19 protein-coding genes and 2 pseudogenes are annotated in these 26001 nt (G+C 41.7%); 3 read left to right on the top strand and 18 right to left on the bottom strand.

Features of this window, described 5'->3' with window-relative positions:
* Positions 1 to 64: 64 nt before the first annotated feature.
* Together BRLA_RS10980 and BRLA_RS10975 are read right to left on the bottom strand one after the other, a co-directional pair.
* On the bottom strand, positions 65 to 988 hold the full coding sequence (locus BRLA_RS10980) for a hypothetical protein (RefSeq protein ID WP_003337449.1): 924 nt from the start codon (positions 986 to 988) through the stop codon (positions 65 to 67).
* Positions 989 to 1178: 190 nt separating this feature from the next.
* Complete coding sequence (locus tag BRLA_RS10975; RefSeq protein ID WP_003337447.1) at positions 1179 to 2174, bottom strand: DUF2167 domain-containing protein; 996 nt, start codon at positions 2172 to 2174, stop codon at positions 1179 to 1181.
* A 425-nt stretch (positions 2175 to 2599) separates the two neighbouring features.
* Here BRLA_RS10975 and BRLA_RS10970 point away from each other — a divergent pair.
* Positions 2600 to 2996, top strand: a pseudogene (locus BRLA_RS10970) (RidA family protein).
* 409 nt (positions 2997 to 3405) lie between these two features.
* On the opposite strand, the gene BRLA_RS10965 reads toward BRLA_RS10970, so the two are convergent.
* From BRLA_RS10965 to BRLA_RS10915, 11 genes are all read right to left on the bottom strand, one after another.
* Complete coding sequence (locus tag BRLA_RS10965) at positions 3406 to 4389, bottom strand: glycerophosphodiester phosphodiesterase family protein (protein ID WP_003337445.1); 984 nt, start codon at positions 4387 to 4389, stop codon at positions 3406 to 3408.
* Between the two features lie 250 nt (positions 4390 to 4639).
* The gene (gene arcC / locus BRLA_RS10960; RefSeq protein WP_003337444.1) at positions 4640 to 5596 is read right to left on the bottom strand and encodes a carbamate kinase; all 957 of its coding nucleotides are present in this window, start codon (positions 5594 to 5596) and stop codon (positions 4640 to 4642) included.
* On the bottom strand, positions 5578 to 6492 hold the full coding sequence (locus BRLA_RS10955; RefSeq protein WP_003337442.1) for an oxamate carbamoyltransferase subunit AllH family protein: 915 nt from the start codon (positions 6490 to 6492) through the stop codon (positions 5578 to 5580). Before BRLA_RS10955 ends, arcC begins: the two co-directional genes overlap by 19 nt.
* 26 nt (positions 6493 to 6518) lie before the next feature.
* A complete protein-coding gene (locus BRLA_RS10950; RefSeq protein ID WP_003337441.1) occupies positions 6519 to 7784 on the bottom strand; it encodes a YlbE family protein in 1266 nt (421 codons plus the stop codon).
* Positions 7785 to 7886: 102 nt separating this feature from the next.
* On the bottom strand, positions 7887 to 9629 hold the full coding sequence (gene fdrA / locus BRLA_RS10945; RefSeq protein ID WP_003337439.1) for an acyl-CoA synthetase FdrA: 1743 nt from the start codon (positions 9627 to 9629) through the stop codon (positions 7887 to 7889).
* A gap of 121 nt (positions 9630 to 9750) precedes the next feature.
* On the bottom strand, positions 9751 to 10800 hold the full coding sequence (gene allD, locus BRLA_RS10940) for an ureidoglycolate dehydrogenase (protein ID WP_003337438.1): 1050 nt from the start codon (positions 10798 to 10800) through the stop codon (positions 9751 to 9753).
* A 37-nt stretch (positions 10801 to 10837) separates the two neighbouring features.
* The gene (gene allD / locus BRLA_RS10935) at positions 10838 to 11887 is read right to left on the bottom strand and encodes an ureidoglycolate dehydrogenase (protein ID WP_041752562.1); all 1050 of its coding nucleotides are present in this window, start codon (positions 11885 to 11887) and stop codon (positions 10838 to 10840) included.
* A gap of 120 nt (positions 11888 to 12007) precedes the next feature.
* A complete protein-coding gene (gene allE / locus BRLA_RS10930) occupies positions 12008 to 12772 on the bottom strand; it encodes a (S)-ureidoglycine aminohydrolase (RefSeq protein WP_041752113.1) in 765 nt (254 codons plus the stop codon).
* Between the two features lie 64 nt (positions 12773 to 12836).
* The gene (locus tag BRLA_RS10925; protein ID WP_003337435.1) at positions 12837 to 14117 is read right to left on the bottom strand and encodes an MFS transporter; all 1281 of its coding nucleotides are present in this window, start codon (positions 14115 to 14117) and stop codon (positions 12837 to 12839) included.
* A 55-nt stretch (positions 14118 to 14172) separates the two neighbouring features.
* Positions 14173 to 15405, bottom strand: coding sequence for an allantoate deiminase (allC, locus tag BRLA_RS10920; protein ID WP_003337434.1), 1233 nt, complete (start codon positions 15403 to 15405; stop codon positions 14173 to 14175).
* A 183-nt stretch (positions 15406 to 15588) separates the two neighbouring features.
* Positions 15589 to 17271, bottom strand: a complete 1683-nt coding sequence (locus BRLA_RS10915; RefSeq protein WP_041752560.1) for a PucR family transcriptional regulator — start codon at positions 17269 to 17271, stop codon at positions 15589 to 15591.
* Between the two features lie 201 nt (positions 17272 to 17472).
* On the opposite strand from BRLA_RS10915, the gene BRLA_RS10910 reads away from it, so the two are divergent.
* On the top strand, positions 17473 to 18339 hold the full coding sequence (locus BRLA_RS10910) for an alpha/beta hydrolase (RefSeq protein ID WP_003337432.1): 867 nt from the start codon (positions 17473 to 17475) through the stop codon (positions 18337 to 18339).
* Positions 18340 to 18901: 562 nt separating this feature from the next.
* On the opposite strand, the gene BRLA_RS10900 is transcribed toward BRLA_RS10910, so the two are convergent.
* From BRLA_RS10900 to BRLA_RS10890, 3 genes are all read right to left on the bottom strand, one after another.
* Complete coding sequence (locus BRLA_RS10900; protein ID WP_003337430.1) at positions 18902 to 19894, bottom strand: ABC transporter substrate-binding protein; 993 nt, start codon at positions 19892 to 19894, stop codon at positions 18902 to 18904.
* A gap of 95 nt (positions 19895 to 19989) precedes the next feature.
* Positions 19990 to 21297, bottom strand: a complete 1308-nt coding sequence (locus BRLA_RS10895) for an NtaA/DmoA family FMN-dependent monooxygenase (protein WP_003337429.1) — start codon at positions 21295 to 21297, stop codon at positions 19990 to 19992.
* A 567-nt stretch (positions 21298 to 21864) separates the two neighbouring features.
* The gene (locus BRLA_RS10890; protein ID WP_003337427.1) at positions 21865 to 22680 is read right to left on the bottom strand and encodes an AraC family transcriptional regulator; all 816 of its coding nucleotides are present in this window, start codon (positions 22678 to 22680) and stop codon (positions 21865 to 21867) included.
* 140 nt (positions 22681 to 22820) lie between these two features.
* On the opposite strand from BRLA_RS10890, the gene BRLA_RS10885 reads away from it, so the two are divergent.
* Positions 22821 to 23381 (top strand): DUF4386 domain-containing protein, encoded by a 561-nt coding sequence (locus BRLA_RS10885; protein WP_003337426.1) that lies wholly within the window; start codon positions 22821 to 22823, stop codon positions 23379 to 23381.
* On the opposite strand, the pseudogene BRLA_RS23160 reads toward BRLA_RS10885, so the two are convergent.
* Positions 23358 to 23534 (bottom strand): annotated as a pseudogene (locus tag BRLA_RS23160) (cyclic nucleotide-binding domain-containing protein); the annotation flags it as partial. The gene BRLA_RS10885 and the pseudogene BRLA_RS23160 overlap by 24 nt on opposite strands.
* 703 nt (positions 23535 to 24237) lie before the next feature.
* Positions 24238 to 26001 carry a dihydroxyacetone kinase subunit DhaK gene (gene dhaK, locus BRLA_RS23155; protein ID WP_003337424.1) on the bottom strand — a complete coding sequence of 588 codons (1764 nt, stop codon included), beginning with the start codon at positions 25999 to 26001 and terminating at the stop codon, positions 24238 to 24240.

Below are 26001 nucleotides of genomic sequence, written 5' to 3'. Positions count from 1 at the left end.
CAGTTGTATTTTTGGTCCATGTGTACTGGACAATTCCCTAGTTCACCTTGTTCTGTTGATGGAACTAACAGCTAACCCGAATCGCATTTTGAAGCTTAGGATAGAAGGTTCTGAAAAAAGTAACACCTTCTTCTGTTTTTATAGCCGTGATTAGTTTATATGTTTCATCGTTAATGGTGATCATTTGCTCTTCGTCTCCATTGATATAGGCGACTGTACCCATCGCTAATAATCCTTCTGGACTCAATCCTACAAAGAATCCCCCAGTTCTTTTATATAAAACTCGTCCATCAGTTTCCGACGTTTTTTCCAGATATTTATAAGTAATAGTAATAACCTCTCCCAGCTTACTTTTTTCTGATCGTTGCAGTTCAAAATAATGAAGGAAGTAAATGACATCTTCCTGATGCGTGATTTCAAAGGGACCATCCTTTAGATAATAATGATACCAGAAATGATGACCATCTAAGATTATTTCTCCATGATCTAGTCCTTCCTCACCAAGAAAAATATGCTCAAAAGCAGATGTAGTGCCTCTTCGACGGGGTTCAAACCATATATCATACAATAATTTTATCCATTCAGCATCAGATGAAATAGTATGATTGCCGTTATGATTCATTACGTATTCTCTTGCTATTTTCATAGGTTCTGTACTGATCACGTATTGTAAAAATGTATTGATTTCATCAAGTTTGATAGGATCAAATTGCTCTTTTTCCCCAAGCTTCATATTATACTTATCAGTCAGCTTTTCAAATAATTCATAGGATTTCTTTTTATGGGAAGGAATAACAACATTAGTAAGAACGTTCACTTCTCGATTCTCGCTAGGCTCGTGATTAGGGTTATTACATCCTAAACGGGGGTTTTCATCTACAATCACATATCCTTTAGAATCATCCTTTTGATCCTCACTTACATTTTTGATTAACGGTAGTATCCCATTGTTAGCCATATCAGCTTGCCAGATTTTATTCCACAGCATCCTGTCGGTCCCTCCTTAATAGCTCATTTTTTTCATCAATAGATTCTCCTTCTCGCCTTCTACTTATTCTTTTATTTTTTTGAACAAGCTGCCGTATTTATTTTAGGGACAAATTAGCCAAAAATCGGCTAACTGTCCCCCAGTCAAACAAGTAAAAAACCACCTCGGTTACCCAAGATGGTTTCACTATTTATAGCGTTTTAGAATTATCGTTTGAAGCAGATGTCGAATCAGTTTGATTAGAAGGAGCCGATGATTCAGTTGATTCTACTACTGGAGCTTGCTCAATTGAAGAAGTAGGATTAGCCTCCGCATTCATATCACTGGATGTGTCCATATGGTTCTTTTTCTTTTTGAAGATGTTCATGACCATTTTAAAGATACCACCTAATACAAGAACTACAACAATCCATGCTTTTTTCAAAAATACTAAAATAAGTGCAAGAAAACCTACTTTTTTAGCGACAGCTAAGCCTAAACCACCTAGAACGAGTCCAGTCAAGCCATAGTCAGCTAGCTTGTCTGTAGACGCATCATAATCGTCGTATCGATTTCCTTCTACCAACTTGAACTGAGGCACAATTTGCTCCGTTAAGGTCTTTTTATCCTTCGCTAGTGTTGCTGGATCAGATACAAGAATAAACGAAACATATCCTTTTCTTGTTAACATTTGCAAATTGTAGTTGATAATCGGATTTTTGTTATTATCCTCGGCAAGCATTGACCATTGAAGGGTATGTGTTTTTGCATCATAGGAAGGGGGTACATCCCAGCCTACTACATGAATTTGTTCTTCTGGCTTACGTTCTTTGTTATGCTCTTCTGTTCCTTCTTTATAACTCTTCAGAATTGCATCTTGATCAATATTGTTTTGCTCATCGTCCATGATGTGTCCTACTTCATCATATTCCATTACTACGAACCAATTTTCCTGATCCGAAGTAGGATATACACTTCCAATCTCACGTGACGATGTAGAGTTACCGAATTGTTTTTGGACCATGATTGTATCTTCTTTGTTCAAATAAGCAAGCTTATCAGGGATTTTAAAAGTAGCTAAACGATCTCCTACATGAACGGTTGTCCCCCCTTTCACCCACTTTAGATTTTCTGCTGCATAGACAGAAGTGGTAAAAACGGCAATAAGTAATACAAGAATGACGGAATAAATGCTTTTCGATTTCACCTAGATGCCTCCATTGTCAAAATTAGTATGATATACAAACGTAATCTTAACAATTGATTTAATAATGGTAAATGATATATAAGTTGTGAATAATTAAGCAGAAAGTCATGGGCATTTAGGAACTAACCGCATTATTCTGATTAATTTATATTTTACAAGAGTCTTTGGATACATTTTACATTTTTATTCTCTATCTATTTTCCTTTTGAATAGCGACCTGTGTTCCTTGTATAGCAATTCATAAAGGGCTTAAGTAGGTAGATTTTTGTCATTTTATGTGAAATAATTGTACCAATCTTACGGGAAATGACATAATTATACCCCCATATGAATCCTAATTTTTAGATTTAGATTTGGTGGTTCTCATCTACAAGGTGAGTGTGTCACTCTAAAATTTGTTTGATAAAACAAGGAGGAGAAGCACCTTGCAAAAAAAATTTATAAATCCTGAAGCAATGCCAGCGACTTTTGGTTACTCCCATGTAGTAGATGTTAGCAATGCCCGTAGAACAATTTATTTTTCTGGACAGGTTGCAATTAACGTAGAGGGTAATATAGTAGGAATTGGGAGATTTAGCTTTACAAACAAAACAAGTATTTGAAAATATCAGAATAGCTTTGGAGGCTTCGGAATTAAACTTTCATGATGTAGTGAAATTAACTTTTTTCTTGACAGATTTCTCGCAAATGCCAGTTGTTAGAGATATTCGGGATCAGTACATTAATACAATGAATCCTCCAGCTAGTTCAGCAGTAGAAGTTAGAAAACTGATAAAAGATGAACTATTAATTGAAGTAGAGGCAATTGCGGTAGGAAACTGATCTTTCACGTACCTTACAGAGTTGCTGTTTGTATTACATAATCATCAATTGTATATAACCTTAAAATAAATAAAACAGATAAAGACTAAGATAAATGAGCTTCTATCTTTAGTCCTTATCTGTTTACAAAAAACACTTTTGCTTTTGTTTCGTAAGTTGAGAAATTTGTGTGATCTAAAAATGTTTCTTGCCAATTTTGTGTGGGAAGTGTTGTAGTTTTATATCTCTGAACCCTAGCAGAAAGGATGCTAACCTCATGAAAAAAAGACTGACTTTACATAATAAATATTATGTGTATTATTTTTATACCGATTCCTTCCTATTTAAATGTGCCTCGTCTCTTATTATCTTTCTGCCTATTCTATAGAAAGTACTACCGAGAAAAATCTATTTCCCCTAAAAGGATAGTCTACTGTTTATATAAAGGAGCTATTTTATCAATCCGATTTGTCCATATCCCACCGCTGTAATTGTTTGGTAGGCGTTTGATATCCTCAGGAGAGTCAAATCCACTTGAAAATCCTTCTCCATCTCCACCAACAATAATGACTCGTGTGTCCATTTCATCCATCCGATTCAGAAAACGATTTGGCCATCCCCATAACCAAGGAGCAAACTGATCAGGTATATGTAACTGGGCATGCTTTAGACTAGCGGGAACGTAGCCGGTCCACCCTATTGCCATATAAGTAAGAAGATCTTTTTTCAACGAAGCCTTTGACATGGTTCTCAGGCTAGGAATTCGCTCTTTTATCTCGGCTATCGGCTTATCCCCGCCATACACAGTTAATTGGTCCAGACGGCTAGCGGGTAGTTTTTGCAGATAAGCTGCCATTTGAATTCCTTCATTGGCATCATTGCTTTTGATATGAATCAGAAAGGAACGATCAGGAAAATGGTTTAGCACCTCATCCAGAGTTGGCATTAGATTGATTCCTTTCCCTCGGAATGGAAAGGTTTTACCGCCATCTGCCGTGTAGCCGTATCCAATATCGAGTGCTTGCAGCTCTTTGGTTGTAAAATCTCTTGTAACACCCTTCCCATTCGTACGACACTCAAGAGTCCAATCGTGGAAAACAACAAAATTGTTATCTTTTGTCCATTGAACATCGAATTCTACTATATCCGCACCAGCTTTAAAAGCGGCATCCATAGAAAGGATGGTATTTTCTAAATAAGGATGCTCTGGCATCATTATTCGCTCGGCTGTACAGGTATCATTCGTGATATTTTCCATGCTAAAGGTCTGAGCAAGTCCTCGATGGGCAAGCAACAGAGGTGATCCATCGGGTCGATGGGCAAACAAAGAACTGTTGTTACCATAAATAAATACAAATAGGACAAGACATATCCAGACGATTTTTCGTTTCAATAGTTTCTTTATCATGTTCATTGGTTTCTCCTGTTCCATCTCTTGTTGATAGCTCACGTTGTGTTTATTACATTCATCCTTTTACATACTATAACTGATCTGATTGGTTTTACAATGATGCTGAGATGACATTTTACTCATATAAAAATAACAAATTTGTAGTTGATTGTTAGTTGGAATAGTTTTCTTTGCCATAAAGTAGAATAGAGCAGTCCTATTGTCATTTCCATGACTATAGAACTGCTCGTATCGAAATTAGCTCTTCTATTATTTACTTTGCGCTAGATATAGCTTGAGTGATGCGGGTACCTGCTTTTCCTGCCAAAGCTAAATCCGCCTGATCCAAGGAACAAATGATAGCAGTCCCACCTTTTTCGGCAAAGCCTATGGCTGATTCCATTTTAGGTCCCATGCTTCCGGCACTGAACTGACCTTCATCAGCATACTGCTTAGCTTCTTCCAGCGATATCGTTTCGAGTGATTTTTGATTTGGTTTGCCATAGTTCACATACACATTCTCAACATCTGTCAAGATCATAAATATATCGGCATTCACATCTTGAGCAAGCTGGTAACCACTTCGATCTTTATCGATTACAGCTTCCACCCCTACAAGAGTTCCGTCCGATTGACGGGATACAGGTATGCCTCCTCCACCCGCAGCAATAACGATGTTCTCTTGATCGGTCAGGGATTGGATTAAGTCAGCTCCGATAATCGCTTTTGGCATTGGAGACGGAACTACACGACGCCAGCCTCTGCCTGCGTCCTCCTTCACAATCCAACCTTTTTCCTCAGTAAGGCGCTTGGCTTCTTCTTCACTGTAAAAAACGCCTATCGGTTTTGTCGGGTTTTGGAATGCTGGATCTTCCTTTGATACTTCCGTTTGTGTCAGCATGCTTATTACGGAATTAGTTAGTCCGAGCTTTTGTAGCTCATTTAATAGACATTGATTCATCATATACCCGATAAAGCCTTGGGATTCTGCACTGCACACATCAAGAGGGAATGGCGGAACTACTTCTTTTGCTTCGTCCTGTTGACGCAAAATATTTCCGACCTGCGGACCGTTCCCATGTGTGATAATTACCTCGTAGCCCTGCTTCACAATACGTGCGATTACCTCGCAGCTTTTCTGGATATTCTCCAGTTGATTTTCATAAGTAGCCTGCTGTTTGGGTTGTAAGATAGCGTTGCCCCCAAGAGCAATTACAACTTTTTGTGACAATTTGAATTCCTCCTTATTATCAGCATACCGATCAGTATGCCAAATGCTGTATCCAGACCTGAGCTATGACCTACGCGTAACAAATCTCTAATCCTCTCATCCAAGCTGTCTGTATCCTTTTGTAGTAGAGAATGTAAAACATCTGTCACCACCGAGCTAAAGTCCCGCTTCAGCGCATACTTCAGATATTCTCGACTGATATCTGTTGTCAGTGCTTCGTTCTCCACCAGACTGGTTACGTGCAAGCGGAAGGAGTCCGTCAGCACTTCCGTTACCGCATCCACTGCAAGCAGTCCCACCAGCATGTCGTCTCCAGAAGGAGTGAGGCCTTTTCCTCGACCAATCCAGTACCTGAGAACTTCATCGATCTGTGAGAAGCTCTCGGTTGAAGCAGCATCCATCAGTTGTAACACCTTCCGTTCGCTTTCCGAACAAAACCCAAAGGATTCCTTCATGAAGCAGTGGATGAAATGCTCTACGGAAATATCAGCTCCTGTAGGTCGATTATCCTCTATTAGCTCAACTACAAACGCCTTCAAATGTCGAAGCAAAGATGCAGGATGCTCCGTCATCGGTTCTACATAGAGATGATAAGCATGTTTAGGGTTCAATTTTATATAAAACGTGGAAAAGAGAAGAGCCGACATGCCGCTGTCATAGCGAACGATTTCCCCTTGCTTGATCAAAGAAACAAGCTTGGGTACCAGACTATCCTCCACGTGAATGCCAAAAGGAAGCAGTCCGTTCTTTGTTCCCCCGATAAAAATAAGCCCATCTTCCATTCCGATATTAAATCCGTTCTGAAACACACTATGGATATAGCCGGGGGTGCCGGTCTGGAGGAGAGGGTGTACAGACTGGCTGTACATCCCGTTTATCTGCAGTAATTCTTTCATGTCGCTCTCCCCTTTTCTGCGTTTTGTTAAATTAATCCCAGTTTTTGTGCATAAGCTTCCAGTGCTTTTTCAAAGCAAGCGAGAGGTGCACGAACCGTACCTGCACCAATTTGACCTACACCAGGCTCCTTGTGGGCAATTCCAGTATTGATGACTGGTGTGATGCCTGTTTCTACTACTTTTCGTGCATCGATTCCGAGGCAGATACCTTGGAAGTTCCAAGTTGGAATCGTGAAGTTAGGGTTATGATCAATGCAAATTTCTGTCATCTCATTGCTGGTTGCTAGCGCATCTTCAAATCCGCCCGCACCGACGAAACGAGTAACACCTGGAGCTGCAACCATAGCCATACCGCCAACGCCAAATGCTTCTGTAATAGCGCTATCACCGATATCAGGATTCGCCATTTCCTGGGAATAGCCTGTAAAGAATAATCCCTGAGGCGTATTAACTGGCGCTGTAAACCACTCGTCTCCCATACCGCTGATACGTATTCCGAAGTTTTTTCCATTTCTAGACATAGCTGTTACCACTGTGCCGTGCTGAATTGTTCTTGCAGCATCTAACACCGCTTTCGAGGTTGCCATCGCAACGTTCAGGAAAAACTGGTCAGTATCTGCTAGGAATTTCACTACATCGAATTTGTCTTTTTCAGATGCATCGGTTTGCAGGATATAAGGACTGATTTCTTTTAAAAATACAAGAGAGGCTGCGATGTTGCGTTGATGGAATTCGTCTCCCATCGTAATTGCCTTTGCCATCATGACGTTAATATTTAAGCCGTTCTCAGTTTGATGCAAAGCCTTAGAGAGAGTAGGCGCCAGAACATCTCTCATCCATCTTAGACGCTGGATAACCTCCTCAGAATAGGCTCCGAATCGTAGTACTTTTCCGATTCCTTCATTCATCGTACAATAGGCACGATTTCTATCTGTCTGATTTTCCACAACCAATAGTGGCATGTTGGCTGATGTAATACCGCCCATAGGTCCTACAGCTTTGACATGATGGCACGGAATGAATGTGATGTCCCCTTGTTTTAACATGGTCATCGCTTCTTTTTCATTCGCTGCCCACCCTTCGAATAAGCATGCTCCGACGCAAGCCCCTTGCATTGGTCCTGTCATGTCCTCGAATTGAATAGGTGGACCTGCGTGGAGAAGCACCCGACCGTTTAATTCCTCTACTACGGATTTGGCAGGAACTACATCTACTAGAAAAGGAGCACCAGCTACAATTTTTTGAATAACTGCCTGATTTGCTTCATCAATTGTTTGATAAGGTCCGTACATGCTACATCCTCCTAATTGGATATTAGTTTATTTGTATGTTCTTATATATATGCTTTGTAAGCGTTTTAATAATAACGAATTGTTTATGTTCTAAATGTCAGCTTACTTCAATAAGCTCAAAATCTTACGCATTCTTTCATTTCCTCCAGCTACCGGGCGCCAATCAAAATGTACAGCACTTCCACCGTAGCTAGTTACTGCGTTTACAAATTTTTTGAGTCCCACATTAATCACTACCGGCTTTCCACTCAAAAGTTTAACAATGGATTCAGAAACCTTGTTATCTTCTTGTTCATTCTGCTTACTAGCAACCAGTGATTTTTCCTTGTCCTTAAGCTGGATTCCCATCATGGCGAGAGCTGTCCGAACAGCCTGATTATTGCTTTCTTTTACGATAACGCCAGCTTGCTCAAGCTTTTGCTTTTGCTCGTGGTAATCTTGTGGATCTTTTTCAGTTCCACACACCGTTGCTACGAAATACAGGTTCTTGCCTTTTTCTCTAGCATTACGTTGAGCTTTCTCTATGACAGGCAACAATGCGCTAGCCATATCATCATGGGCACCGTAACCTAAAACAACATCTAGTAAAATGATCGCTGTGGATTCATCCAAAGCTGCCTGCTCAATGTAATGGATTCTTGTCTCCGGATCAATCATTGGATGAGGCTTGCCTTGTGTATACTTGTCATCCCCTAAGTCGATTACCTCATGTCCTTTGGCTTTTAGCATATAGCCGTCTTCATGAATGAGTTGTCCTAATTCAAGTCCTTTCGACATCAGGATAGCGGTTTCATAAGCAAGCGTACCACCTGAGTACAGACCTTTAATGGCGGTTTGTTCTGGTTTCAGCTCAACTTTCGGAGCCTCTGTACTTAGCATATTGTAGTTGGCCTTGATTTCTTTTCCTTTAGACAGATCCACGGCAATCATGGCAGTCTCTTCCAATGTGTGAGCATAATATACGCTACCTTCATGTGCTTCAGGCTCTTCACCTACAAAAATAGCAACTACTGGTTTTGAAATGCGCTGTAAAAGCTGAACCACCTGGTTACGAACTTCTTTTGCAGGAGGTTTTGAAATAACTACGATTACCTCGGTAGCTTGATGCTTCTCAAGTCCTGCAATAGCATCTAACATTGTAATTGCACCGATCGTTTCAGAAAGGTCTCGACCACCTGTTCCGATTGCATGGCTTACGCCTCCACCCAAACGGTCAATCAGAGTGGTAACTTCCTGAATACCAGTACCTGATGCTCCCACGACACCAATGTTGCCTTCTTTTACCACGTTAGCGAAAGCTACCGGAACACCGGACAAAATCCCTGTTCCGCAGTCAGGCCCCATAACCAGTAAGCCTTTTTCATGGGCTTTTTGTTTGAGTCGTAGTTCATCCTCAATCGTAACGTTATCACTAAAGATAAAAGCATGTAGCCCGCGATCAAGGGCTTTTTCTGCTTCTTCGGCTGCATATTGACCAGGTACAGAGATCAAAGCAAGATTTGCATTTGGCAGAGCCTGCATCGCTTTATCCCAAGTTCGAACGGATTCGAATTCCTGTTTGCTACTGCTGATAGCTTGGTTTTTCAGCTCTTCTTCAATGGTGGTCAGCACCTGAGCTACTTTGTCTTCATCGTCTGTATCAATCACGATGCACATGTCGTTCGGTCCTGCTTTTTCTAGCTCATCGGTAAACATACCCGTATTTTGGAAAATCTCTTTATTCGCAGGTGTTCCCATCATAATGGAGGCTTGTTTGACTCCATCCATCGTGGAAATCTTGTTTGTTAGGAGCATGAGATTAACCGAATCTTGATAGGAATTTTCTTTAATGATGGAATGTAGCATTAGTACGAGCACCTCTTCCGTCAGATAAGTTGATTTATTCATTAAAGCATCACAGCGTCAATTGATTAAAGAATAGGGATGCTGCTATAGGATGACATCTCTTTCTAGGCTAGCTATGAACTTACTTTGCAAAAGGATCTTTCTTGTCGTATTGGTTTTTATGAACAACGTCCGACACTAAATAGGCATACACATCATCCACGATTTCGATCCCGTTGCTCTCGCTCTCTTCCTCGCGAATTTTACTACGTTGTCCCGGATAAGATACTTCTTTAAACCCAGGAGCTGGTTTTATCTGATTCAAATCCTGCATTGTATTGGTAATGTTTTGTAAAAATCCAGACATGCTTGTAAAATAAGCAGGATTAATTACGATATGAAGCTGTCCCAGATTCCGGTATTCTGTCAGGTCATGATACATCGATGACACTTTATTTCCAAACGGCAATCCGAGTAAAATACCGGAAAGTACATCTACCATCATCATTAATCCGTATCCTTTAGGTCCAGCGATTGGTACCAAAGCGTTCACCTGGAATGGATCTGTGGTTGGATGACCCTCTTTATCTACCGCCCATGTATCTGGAATGGTTTCATTTTTTGATCTCGCATGTAAGATTTTTCCCCAAGCCTGTACGGTTGTCGCCATATCGAAAGTAATCATGTCGTCCCCATCCCCAGGTGCAGCAAAGGCGATTGGATTTGTACCATAATACGGCTCTGAGCCCCCAAATGGTACGACCATCGGATCAGATTGGCACAAAGAGATTCCAATCATCTTCTCTTTTGCTGCCTGCTGAACAAAGTAAGAGAGGGCTCCACTATGGCCGATTCTGCGAACACCTACAACTGCAAGACCGTTCTCTTTGGCCATTGCGATAGCTTCATCCATTGCTACCTTAGCCGCTACATGCCCTGCCCCATTGTCACCATCAAAAATAGCAGTGCAAGGACCCGTTTTTTCAAAGGTAAACGCAGGATACGCATTGGTACCACCCTTAGCAATCCGTTCGGCGTAGTATTCTACACGCATGGCACCATGAGAATGAACACCCCTTGCATCCGCATGAACCAGAACGTCAGCTACTCCTTCTGCATGCTCTTCTGTCAATCCGGCTTTATGGAGTTTGCGAGTGATTAACTCCGTTAGCTCTTGTTTGCTTACTCTCATTTATGCCACCTTCCTTTTCACACTACAACCGCCTATTTTATTTAGCAAAGGGGTCTTTATGATCATAGGCATTTCGATGGACGATATCCGAAACTAGGTATTCATAGACATCATCGACAACTTCAATGCCATTTTTTTCGTATTCTTCCTGAATCATGTCGTTGTTTTGACCTGGGAAAAGCACCTGTTTAAAACCGGGTGCCGGCTTAATTTGATTCAGGTCGTCCATTGTAGCAGAAATATGTTGTTTAAACATATCTGCATCTGTAAAGAAAGCTGGATTAATTACAAGATGAAGCTGACCAAGGTTCCTATACTCCGTCAAATCATGGTACATGGAGGAAACTTTATTCCCAAATGGAAGATTAAGCAGAATACCTGAAAGCACGTCCACCATCATCATCAAGCCATAGCCCTTAGGACCCGCGATCGGAAGCAGGGCATTTACCTTGAAAGGATCTGTAGTTGGATGGCCTTCTTTATCCACCGCCCAAGTATTCGGGATGGATTCCTGTTTAGATCGAGCATGAAGAATTTTTCCCCAAGCCTGTACAGTTGTCGCCATGTCCAGTGTCATGATGCGCTTATCATTGCTAGGGGCAGCAAAAGCAATTGGATTGGTACCGTAGTACGGCTCAGAACCTCCGAAAGGAACGACCATCGGATCAGATTGGCACAGAGAAATACCAATCATCCCTGATTTTGCAGCCTGACGTACAAAATAAGAAAGAGCTCCGCTATGTCCAATTCTTCTGACGCCAACAACAGCTACCCCGTTTTCTTTGGCCATCTTGATAGCTTCGTCCATCGCCTGCTTAGCGGCTACATGACCTACTCCATTATCCCCGTCAAATACCGCTGTGCTAGAGCCTGTTTTTTCAAATGTAAACGAAGGATCAGTATTTAGTCCGCCTTTTGCAATCCGTTCTGCATAGTATTCTACGCGCATGGCTCCATGGGAATGAATGCCTCTAATGTCGGCATGGACCAGAACCTCCGCCACACCTTCTGCATGCTCTTGGGTCAAACCTGCTTTGTGCAGTTTATTGGTAATCAGATCTTTTAACTCTTGTCTGGATACTCTCAATTCCGACACCTCTATTACATTGGATTTCAGCAATACTGTGATTGCTCCTTAGCTATAACAAGGAGAATGGTAAAAAGCAGTCACCTTTTACCATCTTCCTCGTCTGCTGAGGCACTTCTCTTAGAGATCCGCGTCTCGGTTGCAGTCTTTCGAGTAAACATAAGCAAGCTTCTCTCGACCGACAGCGTAGCAAGCCTGCTGCACATATGGACCCATAAAGATATAATCGCCTTTTTTCACAGGAATCCACTCGTTATCGAGGTTGTACACTCCTTCACCAGAGAGTAAGTATGCCCCATGCTCCTGAACGTGCGTTTCGATGAATGGATGGCATGCACCCGGATCAAAGGTCAAAATGTGGAAATTCATATCAAAAGCTATTTCCTTTGGTAGAAGATCCTGAATTCGCATATCAGTCATGCCATCATAATCTTCTTCCGGGATATCATTTGAGTTACCGGAAACGACCCATGGTTTCAAGTCTTTTAACGGTTTATGTTTCTGCTTGTACAAGAATAGCTTGCTGTCACCATCCTTTAGGTTTTCCAAATACATGGTTGTTCCTGGTGGGCAGTATAGGTATCCGCCACTTGTCAATGTGTAAGCCTGTTCATCAGCTGATGCCTTTACTTCACCTTCAAGAACATATACGAAGGTTTCGACAAGGTCTTGTCCACCAAAGCCATCTGTATTTTTGCCACCCTTATGCATCGTAATCACATAATCGACAAAGCTTGCTCCAAGCTTCGGAGTTGCCAAAATAGAAATCGAGCAGTTGTCAAAACCCGGAACCACGTTATTAACCAAGCCCTCCGGAGCAATCAAAGCATACTTGCCATGTTTGATGATGGAACGGCTGGATAGTAAGTCAGTTGGATAACCCATTGTCATTTCTCTCCAATTCTCTATTTTTTTGGGCCATGATTCCGTCAGTACAAGACTAACGAAATCATTTGCTAAATTTGAAGTCTTGTTCGTTGGCTTCTACCTTTTTCCTGCGTGAGGATTTTACATTCACAAAGAACAGGAATGCGGTACATACTATAATAATACCGATTGCGAGGTAAAAGCCCAAGATTTTGCTTCCTGTAGCGTCTGAAATTAAACCGGTTACAAACGGAGCAACTACAGATGACATCATTCCAAAAAAGTTAAACACACCAAACGTTGTGCTATATCCTTGTTTCGGAGCAATATCTGCCACGTAAGAGATCATAATTGGATCTACGGCTAGTTTACCGAAGAATCCATACATGATTAGGAACAAAATCAGTAATTCGTTGTTTTGCACCGCCACCGTTAGATACAAGGTAACTGCGGCTATAATTTGTAGCAAAATAACAACCATTATCTTTTTATGCTTGAACTTGTCAGACAAACGGCTGAACAATAGGGCCCCTGGTACTGAAGCAAAGGCAACCAAAGCAGAAGCAAAGCCGATAGCAGCACCTTGAAAGCCTCTTTCCATTTGCAGGTAACTAGGAAGCCAGGTTACAATCATGTAATACCCGTAACACACGGAAAAGTAAATGACATAAGCAGAAACCATGCGAATATCGCCAAAAAGCGTTTTCATTGTTGCTTTATCATTCGGATCTTTTTCCTTTGTTCCTTCAACAGCTTTTTCTGCTGGTTTTTCCTTAATCACTTTAGCAAAGGCAATAACAACAATAATAATTAAAGCACCTGTAACATAAATGAGAGGTCTCCAGTCCCAGCCGAGTCCCTTTACCATATAAGAGGAACCGATGTATCCTAGGGCCATTCCGAGCGCCGAGCCGCTGTTAATAATAGCAGTTGAAAAGCCTCGCTTCTCATTTGGAATTGCGGAGGATGAGATTGAATAAGCTGGCCCATAATAAGTACCTTGTCCAAGTCCTGCTAGAAAGCTTCCCACTAACAGGAAAGCCAAAGATGGTGCAATCCCTACTGTAAAGGCTCCAAAAGCAAAGATTAAGAAGCCCGGGATCAGCATTATTTTTCTTCCAAATTTATCAGCGAGAAAGCCGGATGGAATCTGCATAGAGGTATACGCCAGAAAAAACATACTGGAGATTAGACCCATGCTAGCATCTGATTCCACACCAAGCTGCACTTTAATTTCTGGTAAAATCGGGTTCAGTACAGTTCTGTAAATCCAGATGACAGTCCACCCAAGACAAAACAGAATGACGACCTTTTTCCAATACTCAAGACCACCTTGTTTAGCTGCTGGTGTATGTTCGTTCATCTCTTTTCTGCTCCTTACGATGAGGTTATGGGCAAACAATACGCCAAGATGTCACCTATTCTTTATAGGCTAGCTCATAAAGTGTACCGATCAGAGCTTTTACGCCCTCGGCTAAATCATGAGGCTCAGTATACTCAGCCGGGTTGTGGCTAATTCCCTTTCTACTTGGTACAAAAATCATTGCTGATGGAACAAACGGCGCTAGAATTTGAGCATCATGTCCTGCTCCGCTGTGCATTAGCTTATAATTCAAACCTTTTTCCTTACACTGTTTTTCGATTACTTCAACTACACGCTTATCCATAGGAACTGGGTCAGCATCCATCCACATATCAACCTTCAAGCCTACGCCCATTTCTTCTGCAATGGCATTCATAGAAGCCATAATTTCTTCCGTAAATTGAACAAGCGCTTCTTTCTCAGTATGGCGAATGTCCATTGTAAATAGGGTATAGCCCGGAACCACGTTAACCACGTTTGGTTTAACTTCAATTTTGCCTACCGTTGCTACTAATGGATCTCCGTGCTTTTTCGTTCTGTTCATCACGTCACAGATCATGGTACTAGCGGCATGAACAGTATCCTTGCGATAACCCATCGGGGTCGTACCAGCATGGTTAGCTTCCCCTGTCACTTCTACGGTAAATCTGCGTTGGCCAACAATACTATGGACTACACCTACAGATTTTTTCTCATTTTCCAGAACACTGCCTTGCTCGATATGGATTTCTACAAATGTTTTCAGATCTTTACGAATCTCAGTGGATTCTTTCCGAAAACCAAAGCCGCATTCTCTCATCGCATCCACAAAGGCTATGCCATCAAAGTCTGCTATGTTTTCTACTTCTTCGCGCTTGGCTGTGCAGACGATATTTTTGGAACCCCAGAATGCATAAGGGAAACGACTACCTTCTTCCTCAGCCATGGATACCACTTGTAGATTACGCAGTGGACTTCCGTATTTTTCCTTTAGGTATTTAATCGCAAGCAATCCTGCGATAATACCGTATTGGCCATCGTAGAATCCACCATTGCCTACCGTATCCACATGAGAACCGGTTAAAATAGTTTCATCCTGATACTTTGTTCCTCGTAGGCCTCCAAATAGATTACCTACCTCGTCAAAATGGAAGTCAAAGCCTTCTTTATTCATCCAATCTTCTAAAGCTTTTTGAGCTTCTAACCACTCTTTCGAGTAGAGAAATCGGGAAATGCCCCCTTCAGGTTCTTTTCCAAAATGGCCCAGCCACTCTAAATGCTGTACAATCTCTTTACTTAACTCTCCCATACTCACTGTTCCTTTCTCTGAAGATGAATTGATTCGTATGACGTTTTCCTAACTTGCACTCTCATTGTAAGCGCTTACTATCATAGAGTCATTAACAGGAGTGGATAAAAGTCCAGCTAGGTATTTATCCATCTTGGGTAAAAAAAAGACGGGCATAGGCCCGTTTATCTTGCTTTTGTTATTTTATTTTTCAGTTTTTACCAGATTTAGAATCTTAAGGCCTACCCGGACTCCTAGCATCTCCTCCGAGTCCTCAAAATCCATGCTCGTTATTTCTCTAATCCGTTCTAGTCTATACATGACCGTTTTATAATGGACAAATAAATCATGGGCTGCTTTTGCAGCATTTTGGTTATGCTCTAAAAATACCTCAAGCGTATGCAGAAGATCATTTTTAATAGCACTCTTACTTTCAACCAATCTATTTAAAGAAGGAGGTATGAAGGAAGTTAGGACAGCAGTGTCTGGAAATTGACAGAGCAAACGGAACAGTCCAAGCTCGGCAAAGGCGGTAATCGATTCTTTTCCATAGAGCTTTTCACCTAAATCCAATGCATCCTGTGCCTCTTGATAACTTCGAGAAATATCCATTACCGTTTCTGCTACATTACCGATGCCGACCTGTACAACAATGTCTTTGGCTTTAGCACGGATCTTCTCTTGAATCTCACGTGCCCTCTCCTTCACAGCAGATAGCCCGCTTTTCCCCTTTCCTTCCTGCTCGTTAACTGGCAAGAGCAGGATAATTGTATCTCCTCGTCTTCGCAAAATACCATTCACAAAATGAGAGCGCACAGCTTCATGTAAATCGCTGAAGGTTTTTGTTTGCAAGCTCCGTGAGCTTCGCAGCTTATCCATTTCATTTTGGCTCAATGACGTAAACTCTTCTTTTACATGAAACAAAAGCACAGAATAGGAACGATCTAAATCCCAACCGATCAAATTAGCTCGATGATAAACCGTCTCTAGCATTTGGCTTTTACCCGCTAAAAGATCGTCAATAATGTCATTTTTAAATTCCCGCTCCACTTCTGCTACGGCAAATTGCTTGACTAGCTCAAGAGATAGGGCAGTAGCAGCATTTTCCATCGCAATAAAATCTAGCTCTTCCAGCCGCTTATGGGCTTCCGTGATGACTAGATGCACTTTAATATGATTGATCGTCCGAATGGGTACGACTACCTGCTCGACAAATTGAGGCTGCGATTCACCTTCTAAAATCTGCGCCGTCAACCAGTAATAAGGGAATTTGGTTTCAACTTCTTTCTCACGTTCTACTAAACTGTCCCGTTGTTCGATAGGCATCGTGTATGAGGATGTAGCCGTCATACAAACAAAATTCCGGTCATAAATGGCGACAGGGTTTCCAATCAATTCACCTAATGTAGTAATAATGGATTCCAGACCGGCATCCGTTAGGGAAAGCGCCGTGAAGCGGTCATGGACTTCGATAAAGTATTTAAGCTTCATCACCTGATTATTAAACAGCTCTTCCATAACTGGATAAAGCACGTCCACATAAGGAATGTCTTGAGGAATCTGGATAATGGGCAAAGCTACCTGTTCACCCGCCTCCACGATCGCATCCGGGATTTTTTGGACGAATCGGTGGTTTTTGATCATCAAAGCACTGACTTTCTTTTCAGCAAGACGTAAGACAAATTCTCGTTGCTCGTCCTCTGTATAATTACGGATCGGATATAAGCTAGTCAGTAGCATCTCGCCACCCTTCAGCCAATCTGCAATATCGGGTGCTTCCATTATGGTGATCCCTTTAATCACATTGGAAAGCCCATTCTCGCCACCCAATACCTTCGCATCCTGTAATCTCTGCATTCTCAGTATATGCTCTACCCTGAACTCCATATCCTTAACTCCAACCCCTTCATTCGAAATAATCTTAGCTGTCTTTATATAGAGAAAAGGCTCCATTTTCTTATGTGTTCCCATGCCAGCTATTGAGTCTGATGACAGAAGACAGTACTATAAGCATACCAATACTATCACTAGAAGTCTTCGTTAAGATACATCGTAACAGAAAAGACAGACTTAAAAGGGAGAAATAAAGTGAGAACAATTTGTTATAAAACCGTTAATGGGATTCATTTGCTCGGGGATTTTTATAGCGCTAGCAAAACGAATGCCCCTGTTATTGTCTATATCCATGGTGGCGGATTTATTTTTGGATCGAGAAAAGATATTTTGCCGGAACACATCACGCAATATAATCAGGCTGGATTCCATGTTTTCTCTATCGATTATCGATTGGCTCCCGAAACCAAGCTGCCTGCTATAGCCGAAGATGTTCAAGATGCTCTACGATGGGTTCGTGACCAAGCCCCGGGCATGCTTGGCATCAAGCCATCAGCGATTGCTGTAATAGGCTCTTCTGCGGGAGGTTATCTCGCTTTACTTGCAGGCTCTAAAGAGTCGTATGTAAAAGCAATCGTCTCTTTTTACGGGTATGGGGATATTCGGGGGAATTGGGCGTCAGAGCCGAGTCCCTTTTACTTACAGAAAACGCTTGTCCCCAAGAAGTTAGCCGATCAATTAATTACGAAAGAAGTACTTACAGAAAGCTCCATCCAGCAAAGATTCGGTCTTTATTTATATTATCGTCAGCAAGGTAGTTGGATTCGGGAAACAACAGGACTGGACCCAATACGAAATCAGGAAGAGCTGAGACTACTTTGTCCGATTGAGTACGTAAATCCCTCGCTCCCTCCTATTATGCTCCTACATGGGGAAACAGATCATGATGTTCCTTGCGAGGAATCTATATCTATGGCCGAACGGTTAAAAGGCGCTGGAATCGAGCATACACTCCTTACCCTCCCTGGTGAAGACCACTTATTTGATCGACAACCAGAGAAAGAAAACGTCCAGCGTGCGTTTGCTCAAGTGCTTGACTTTCTGTATTGTCATTTGACTTAAAAACCGATAAAAAAAGTATTTTTTTGTAATTCTAACTAGTTACTGATTTCTACTCCCAGCGACATGACTATCTACCTATTAATTCTTTTTTCGAAATAAATAAAACCAATAAAAAACACAAAATAGTGTGGTTCTGTCGTTCTTTATTACAAATGGTAAGAGCTACATGTAAATCGTATATGTACTTTGATATCAAAATGAAAGAGGCAGTCAGGAACGAAAAAACATTCTTCTGACTGCCTCTTTTTATTACCTATCGAACCCGTTAGTTCAACAACTTATCCGTTACTTATGATACGGTTCATCGAACTATCTTTAAACAAAAAATACAATTTAACCACAACATACACATCAGTATCTAAAGACAATCACTCTGATAAGGAAGTGGTTTCTTTAAGTGAAACACCTCTTTTTTAATCTTTGATGATCTATAGATTCCAGCCATGCCTCTTTGATCGATGTCCACGAGGGACAACAAAAGCAAGCACCATCCAACAACCGCAAATGATATCGTCCCTTTCATGAGCATCGGATCCATTTGCTGCAATTTTTCTCCTTTCCATTATTTATCTAGATGCTTTTGCACACCTTCTAGAAACCTGATTCGACTATAAGCGGGACCTCCTTCCATAAGCGGATCAACCACGTTAACATATACGTGATCTTGTTGAAAGGCATTCAGGTTTTGTATGACGGGATTCTTTTTCAAGTCTTCAAATGCATGTTTCGCTTCTTGCGTTTCACTCGTAGAGAATTGCACAAATAAATAATCCGGGTTCATTTCCGCCAGTTGCTCGATAGAGATCGCTTCTTGCGTTTTCGCCATGCTTATCTGTTGCGGAACCTCCAAACCAATTTCGTCGTATAAGACAGGGTTAAAGTAAACATCTATCGGGTAAACGAAAGCTTGTGACCCACGAATGCGAACAGCGGCTACTTTTTTGCCTTGAAGCTTTTCTTTCAACAATGCTTTTACTGCTTGTGTATCTGTTTCATATTGAGATAGAATCTTGTCTGCCTCTGTTTGCTTTCCTGTTAATTCTGCCATTAGCTTCAAATTAGATTTCCAGTCTGTAGCAATATGCGATACCAAAATAGTGGGAGCGATTTTTTGCAATTTCTCCACTGCTTCTTTTTGGAACTTGGATGAACCTAAAATAACGTCTGGCTTTAATAGCAATATTTTCTCAAAGTTGGGTTCCTGTTTTTCACCAATTGATTCCGACTTGCCCGTTACCGAAGCAAACATTTCTGGAAACTTTCCACCTATCGATATTGCCCCTACTGGGTGAACGTCAAGCACTACCGCATCCTCCATCGCTTCCATAGCCCCAGTAATCACAATTTTTTCTACCTTTTGTGGAACGGTATACTTTTCACCGAGATACTCGATCGTTCTTGTTTTGCTCGCTCCTGCATTGTCCACTTCGGCTCGTGCTGTTTCTTTGTTGTTCATAGAGGTTGAACTTGCTTCTTTTTGTTTTGCTCCTCCACATGCAGCCAAAACCAGCATGAATAATGCTATCAATCCAACCAGCATAAGCTTTTTATTCATTTTTCAGCTGAGCCCCTTTTAAAAAAATCTCGAAATAGAAATTTTGATGATCTATATCTAGTTCCATTCTTGAATCCCTGTCTCAAAGCGATAGCTTATGTAATCCCCAAATGCTCACGCAAGGTGACACCCGTATATTGGCTTCTGAACAAGCCTCGTTCAACTAACTTTGGCATCAGTTTTTCAAAAAATAATTCCATTGATTTTTCTGAACCGCCCGGAAGAGCTATAAATCCGTCAATCGCTCCAGCCTCAAACCGCTCCATAATATCGCTTACCACGTCATCAACCGTTCCAACAGAAACCCAGTGGGCAGATCCGACAACCTCCGGCCTTGCTAACACCTCTTCGGCTGTAGGCTGATTGTTAGTAATATACCGGCGCAACAGCTCAGCATGGGTTCGGCTACGGACTGGCTGATTGGGATCAGGCAGCATATCGGCAGTGACACGATGATCCAAAGCAAAGCTGCTTAAATCAAGACCGAGCACTGATTGGAGCGATGCATGTCTGCGCTCCATACTCAAATGTGCATGTGCAGTCTTATGTAATTCATTCGCTTCCTCGCGAGTATCGGCCAAGAAAAAATATAATCCAGGCAAAACTTTGATGGCGTCCGGATTTCGTCCTTGTTCCTTGGCTCTTTTTCTCAGATCTGTTCGCAATTCCACTCCGGATTCAAGGTCTGGCATCGCCGCAAATATAGCATCCGCTACTGTAGAGGCAAAATTCCGTCCTGTATCCGACGCACCTGCTTGAAAAAAAGGAATGGATCCCGATTTATGGGCGGGCATAGTAAGCGGTCCCTTGACACTGAAGAACTCACCTGAATGATCAATTGAGGAAACCTTATCCCTTTCAGAAAACATGCCTGACTCCCGGTCCATTATAATTGCTTCATTCGGAAAGCTTTCCCAGAGCTTACGTACAACATCTGTAAATTCCATTGCTTTCGCATATCTTACTTCCGGTGAAGGCATAGGGAAATCACCGAAATTTTCGGCGCCTTCGATAGAAGTGACAATATTCCAGCCAGCACGTCCATTGCTCAGCCAATGCAAAGACTGAAGCTGCCTAGCAACAACATACGGTGGATTAAAAGTCGTAGAAATAGTCGTAACCAGCCCAATCCGCTCGGTTTCACGAGCAATCGCTGCGAATATCATCGTAGGGTCAGGGCTACCGAAATTAGCGGAATCGCCCAACATCTGTGGGCTCACATAAAGATAATCCGCCCTGAAAAGAAAATCGAGCTTTGCCTTCTCCGCTATTTTTGCCAAATCAATGTAATAATCTATAGAACCCATTTTTTCCACACCGCTGTCTGGGCGCCGCCATCCGTCACCTTTCATCCAAGTTGCAGACAGAGATAATCCGATGCACAATTGTCTATTTTCCGTCATTTTATCACCCTTTCAGACTAAATAATTCGATCAGAGACATACTTTAGAAAGCGAAGTCGACCGATTGAACATTCAGCAACATCGCCACTCCATGGCAACATCGCGATGATTATGATGAGAACCGCCTGGATTTGAGCCAAGCTCGGCAAAAGCGTTATCGCGGTCGAGCCTGTCCTAGGTATTCATGGTCAAATCGACCATTGACGGGCACGCCCTTACCTTTACTTATTCACCTCCAAAAATTAAAAATGATTATCATTATCAGTGAATAGTGTAGCAAGAACTGAATCAAAAGCAAATGCACAAATCACGAATGTCATATGTATCATTATCTAATCTAGGTATGCTAAATGATTAAGTAGCTGATATTCAGAACAGGGCAACGACGGTACAGGAAAGGAATACTGAGGTAAACAGGAAGTAGCCTGCCCTCCAGATTCATCACCAGCCGTTGCAGCCTGATGACGCACTCACTCGTCGATTCAAGGCACGCTCGAATACAGCATAGCCAAGATTTGGCTTGCTTTCTTCAATGGAATCCTGCTTTCACTAACTCTAGATATGTGATCATCTACTTGTTAGGTATGCGGTGGGAGACACACCGAATTTCTTTTTAAAGACTCTACTGAAATATAGCGGATTGGCATACCCTACACTGACCGCAATGTCGCTGATAGGAAAATTACCCACTTTCAGTAATTCGCTCGCTCTTTCCATACGATAATGAATGACATAGTCGATCGGACGGAACCCAGTATATTTGTGAAAGTAGTAGGAGAAGCGTTTGGGACTCATCCCATGCAACTCAGCCAATTCGTCGAGTGTCAGCGGATTCATATAATGTCTGTTAATGTATGCAATGGCTTCCTCTATCACCCTTTTACTCGGTGAACAGCCACTCTCTCGATGCTTGCAACCTACCAGAACTTGATGCATGATGCTTAAGAATAATTCCTTGACACGAAGTTTCTCAATCCCGCCAAGTGTATAGGCATTCTGATGCATCATGATCAGCAATTCTATCACTCTCGGATTTGCTCCCGGTTCCAGCTTGAAGTGAGAGTCGCATACATGACCGCTATTTTCATCACCTAGCTTCTCCAATCTATAAAAAAGCAAATAGTACTCGTACTCAGATTGGCCTAAAACCTGCGAGTCCAGTTGCATGCCTGGAGCCGCATGTAATACTGTTCCTGGATGTAATTCGTAGGCAGTTCCATTCACGCACATTCTAGCTTCTCCACGAATGGTAAAAAGAAATCCATGCCTTTCGGTTCTAAATTCCCGCAATATACTTTTCGGCTGGATGACTAACCGGTAGGCACCTTCTACATCATAGGAACCACTAGCAAATATCTCGGCTAATTTATCCACATCTATCATTGTTTATGCTCCTGCTCCTTATCCAATAGTAAAAAATTTGAAAACGAACAAATAAGTATGTTCTCTTGATTTACGTCAATGACCAGTCAAGCTCCTCCTATTAACATAAAAATAAACATTGTCATATAGGAGGCTATCTTATGGTTACCTCAGTAAAAGCGTTATCAAATGAGCGAAAAGCCGCCATAACTGCTGGCACATCAATTATTATCATGGCACTTGCTGCATTTTTTTCCTATGGTTTTGTCCATGAAAGCCTTGTGATAAAGGGCGATGCCAGCGCCACATTTCATATCATCATGTCATCAAATAGCCTATTCAAAGCCGAAATTTTTGGGTGGGTCATCATCCTGATAAGTGACACTATAGTAGCATGGGCCCTGTATATTTTCCTAAAGCCCATTCATAAAAACCTTTCATTGCTCGGTGCATGCTTCCGTCTAATCTATTCGACAATATTGGGAATTGCCATACTAAACTTGGTATTTGTGCTGCTACTCTCAAGATATCCAAATTATTTATCCTCTTTTAAAATCGAGCAAATTCAGCCACTTATGATGCTATTTCTTGAAACATTCGAATCTATTTGGTCTATTGGTTTGATTGTTTTTGGCGGGCACCTGTTGATGGTTGGCTTTGTGGCCCTCCAATCAGACAGCATTCCTAAAGTGATCAGTATATTGCCTTACACATCCCTGTAATACGAAATAACATTTTGTGGGGACATCCCCTTGTCTAAGGAGCACTGTTCCCTTTTTATATTCCTCAATTAGGATATCTTCAGCGATAGCCTTTTGTTCCTCTTCACTAAGAGATGTAAATTTAGACATATACTTGAACAATATGCTTTTCATTTTTCTCTCCTTTTCTCTCTTACATGAAGGAATTATGGGTAATCTCATCTCTTATTTATATCATATTCCGACATCTATACATTATTTTGAGAAGCTGTTGTCATAGATTGATAAAGCATGACCTAACCTCATAGCCCCCACATTCATGTAATGGAGCTTACAATTTAGAACTGCATCCTCTCTCCACTTTACCACTATTTGTGATAAGGTCTACTGCAAATAATCTTGAACTATCCTGCTATGTTGGTAACCCTGGAATGTTATTGTAACAAAGAGATCGGAAGTACTCTCTGTCGCAGGGAAAAAGAGATCAGTCATTGATTAATCCCCACCTGACAGAAAGACAAACAGGGCTACCAGAGAACCAATAAATATTATTGACCTAACTTACAAGCAAAAAATGCGATATATTTTAGGATGATCCTTATAAAAAGCGGAAGGTGAACGCTAGTGGGTTGGAATTAGAGGGGATAAATACGCGGAAGAGCCTTTATTGAATTACTAACTGAATTACTAATTAAATTACGTAATGCAATCGGAAGTAATTTGAATGATTTTATTCAAAGAATGAAAAGAGGAGTCTAAGAGTTACATGATTACGAGTAACAATAATAGGGCTGTCCTTTGTCATCTCTTACGACTCAGGGACAGCCCTATCTTACATTTAGGGAGTTGCATTAATCTAGGAGTTTCTTTAATCCGTTTACTCTAGAGCTTGAGCTAGCTGTGTGAAAATAACTCCCAATGCAAAAGCTCCTGCATCTGGATACCCGAGACTTCTTTCACCGACTGTTCCTGCTCGGCCCATTCTAGCGACAATGGACTCGGTCTTCTTAGCTCCGAGTACTGCAGCTTCTGCCGCTTTGGTAGCTGCTGTCTTACTATCATCGCCCTCTTTAGCACTTTGCTCCCAGGAATCGGAAAAAGGTACAAGCGCATCAATCAAGGTCTTATCGCCGACCACTGCTCCTCTTCCAAAGGACCTTTCACCCGTATCCTGAATGCCTTTGACAACAGCCTTCATCATGCCAGCGAACTCAGAAACGGATAATTCGGTCTTGTTTTTGGCAAATTTACTTGCGGCTCGGAAGGCTGATCCCCAAATCGGCCCAGAAGCCCCGCCACAATGCTCCATAATGACCAAGGAGCAGGCATTCAGAAAATCTCCTATATCGGCGACATGATGTTGGGTAATTTCCTGCCACTCATTTTTCAATTGCTTGAAGCCTTTCGCCACGCTCATGCCAAAGTCACCATCGCCTGCATGAGAATCTAGCTCGCAGAAAGCAACCTCATTTTCGATAATGACCTCACTCATTTTGTCAATCAAATATATTAGGTTGTATAGCGAGAATACATTCTTCTCAATCTTTGCATATTGCTTATCCGTCTCACACTGATAAGAAACGGTGTGATTCAGTTGTTGCGATTCCAATACTACTTCGTCTGCACGCAACGGGCTAAATGGCTGGTTAATTTGTAGTGCTGGGGTATCGCAGCTTGCCTCTAAATAACGCTTAAGTTGATCATCTAGTGAGATGAACGACACCGAAGCACCTGCCATATCTATGCTTGTCATATAGTTGCCAACGAATACCTTAAAGATCGATACGTTGCTCTTATTGATTTCACGAACAACTGCATTTGCCAGCAAATACAATTCCTGTAATGGTGATCCGCCGAATCCATTAATCAATACGCCAATTTCTTGTTGTGAATTGTCTTTGATGTTCATATCTCGGAATAAATCTGCTACCATTTTCTTGGCTAATTCATTAGCAGACACAAGCTTTTCTCTGCGGATTCCTGGCTCTCCGTGGATGCCTACACCGTACTCAATCTCATCCTCACTCAATTCGAAGGTAGGTGTCCCTTTAGCAGGAACTGTACAAGATGTAAGTGCAAAGCCAATGCTTCTGGTGCGATCTATAGCCTTTTGAGCTATTTCCTTTACTTCACTTAATTCCTTTCCTTCTTCTGCTGCTGCTCCGGCAATTTTATGAACCAATACGGTTCCGGCAACGCCCCTTCTTCCAACAGTGTACAGACTGTCTTCCACAGCGATATCATCATCAACTTTGATATAATCGACTAGCAACCCGTCTTCGCCTGCAAGATGTGCCGCATTTTTAAAATTCATGATATCTCCGCTGTAATTTTTAATGATCAGCAACGTACCTTTCTTACTGGCAGAGGCTTTGATCGCTTGATAGACCTGAATCTGAGATGGCGAAGCAAATACATCTCCACAGACAGCAACATCTAACATTCCGCTCCCAACAAATCCTGCATGTGCAGGCTCGTGCCCGCTGCCTCCACCGCTAATAAGCGTAACCTTATCTGTATTGATTTCTCTTTTCTTCATTATCTTATGTTTACTTATAAATTCTAAATCCGGATGTGCAAGTACCATTCCACTACACATTTCTCTTACCAGCGTTTCCGGCTTGTTCATGATTTTCTTCAC

The organism is Brevibacillus laterosporus LMG 15441 (assembly GCF_000219535.2).
In the GTDB taxonomy this organism is placed as follows: Bacteria; Bacillota; Bacilli; order Brevibacillales; family Brevibacillaceae; genus Brevibacillus_B; species Brevibacillus_B halotolerans.
This window is presented reverse-complemented; position numbering and strand designations above follow the sequence as displayed.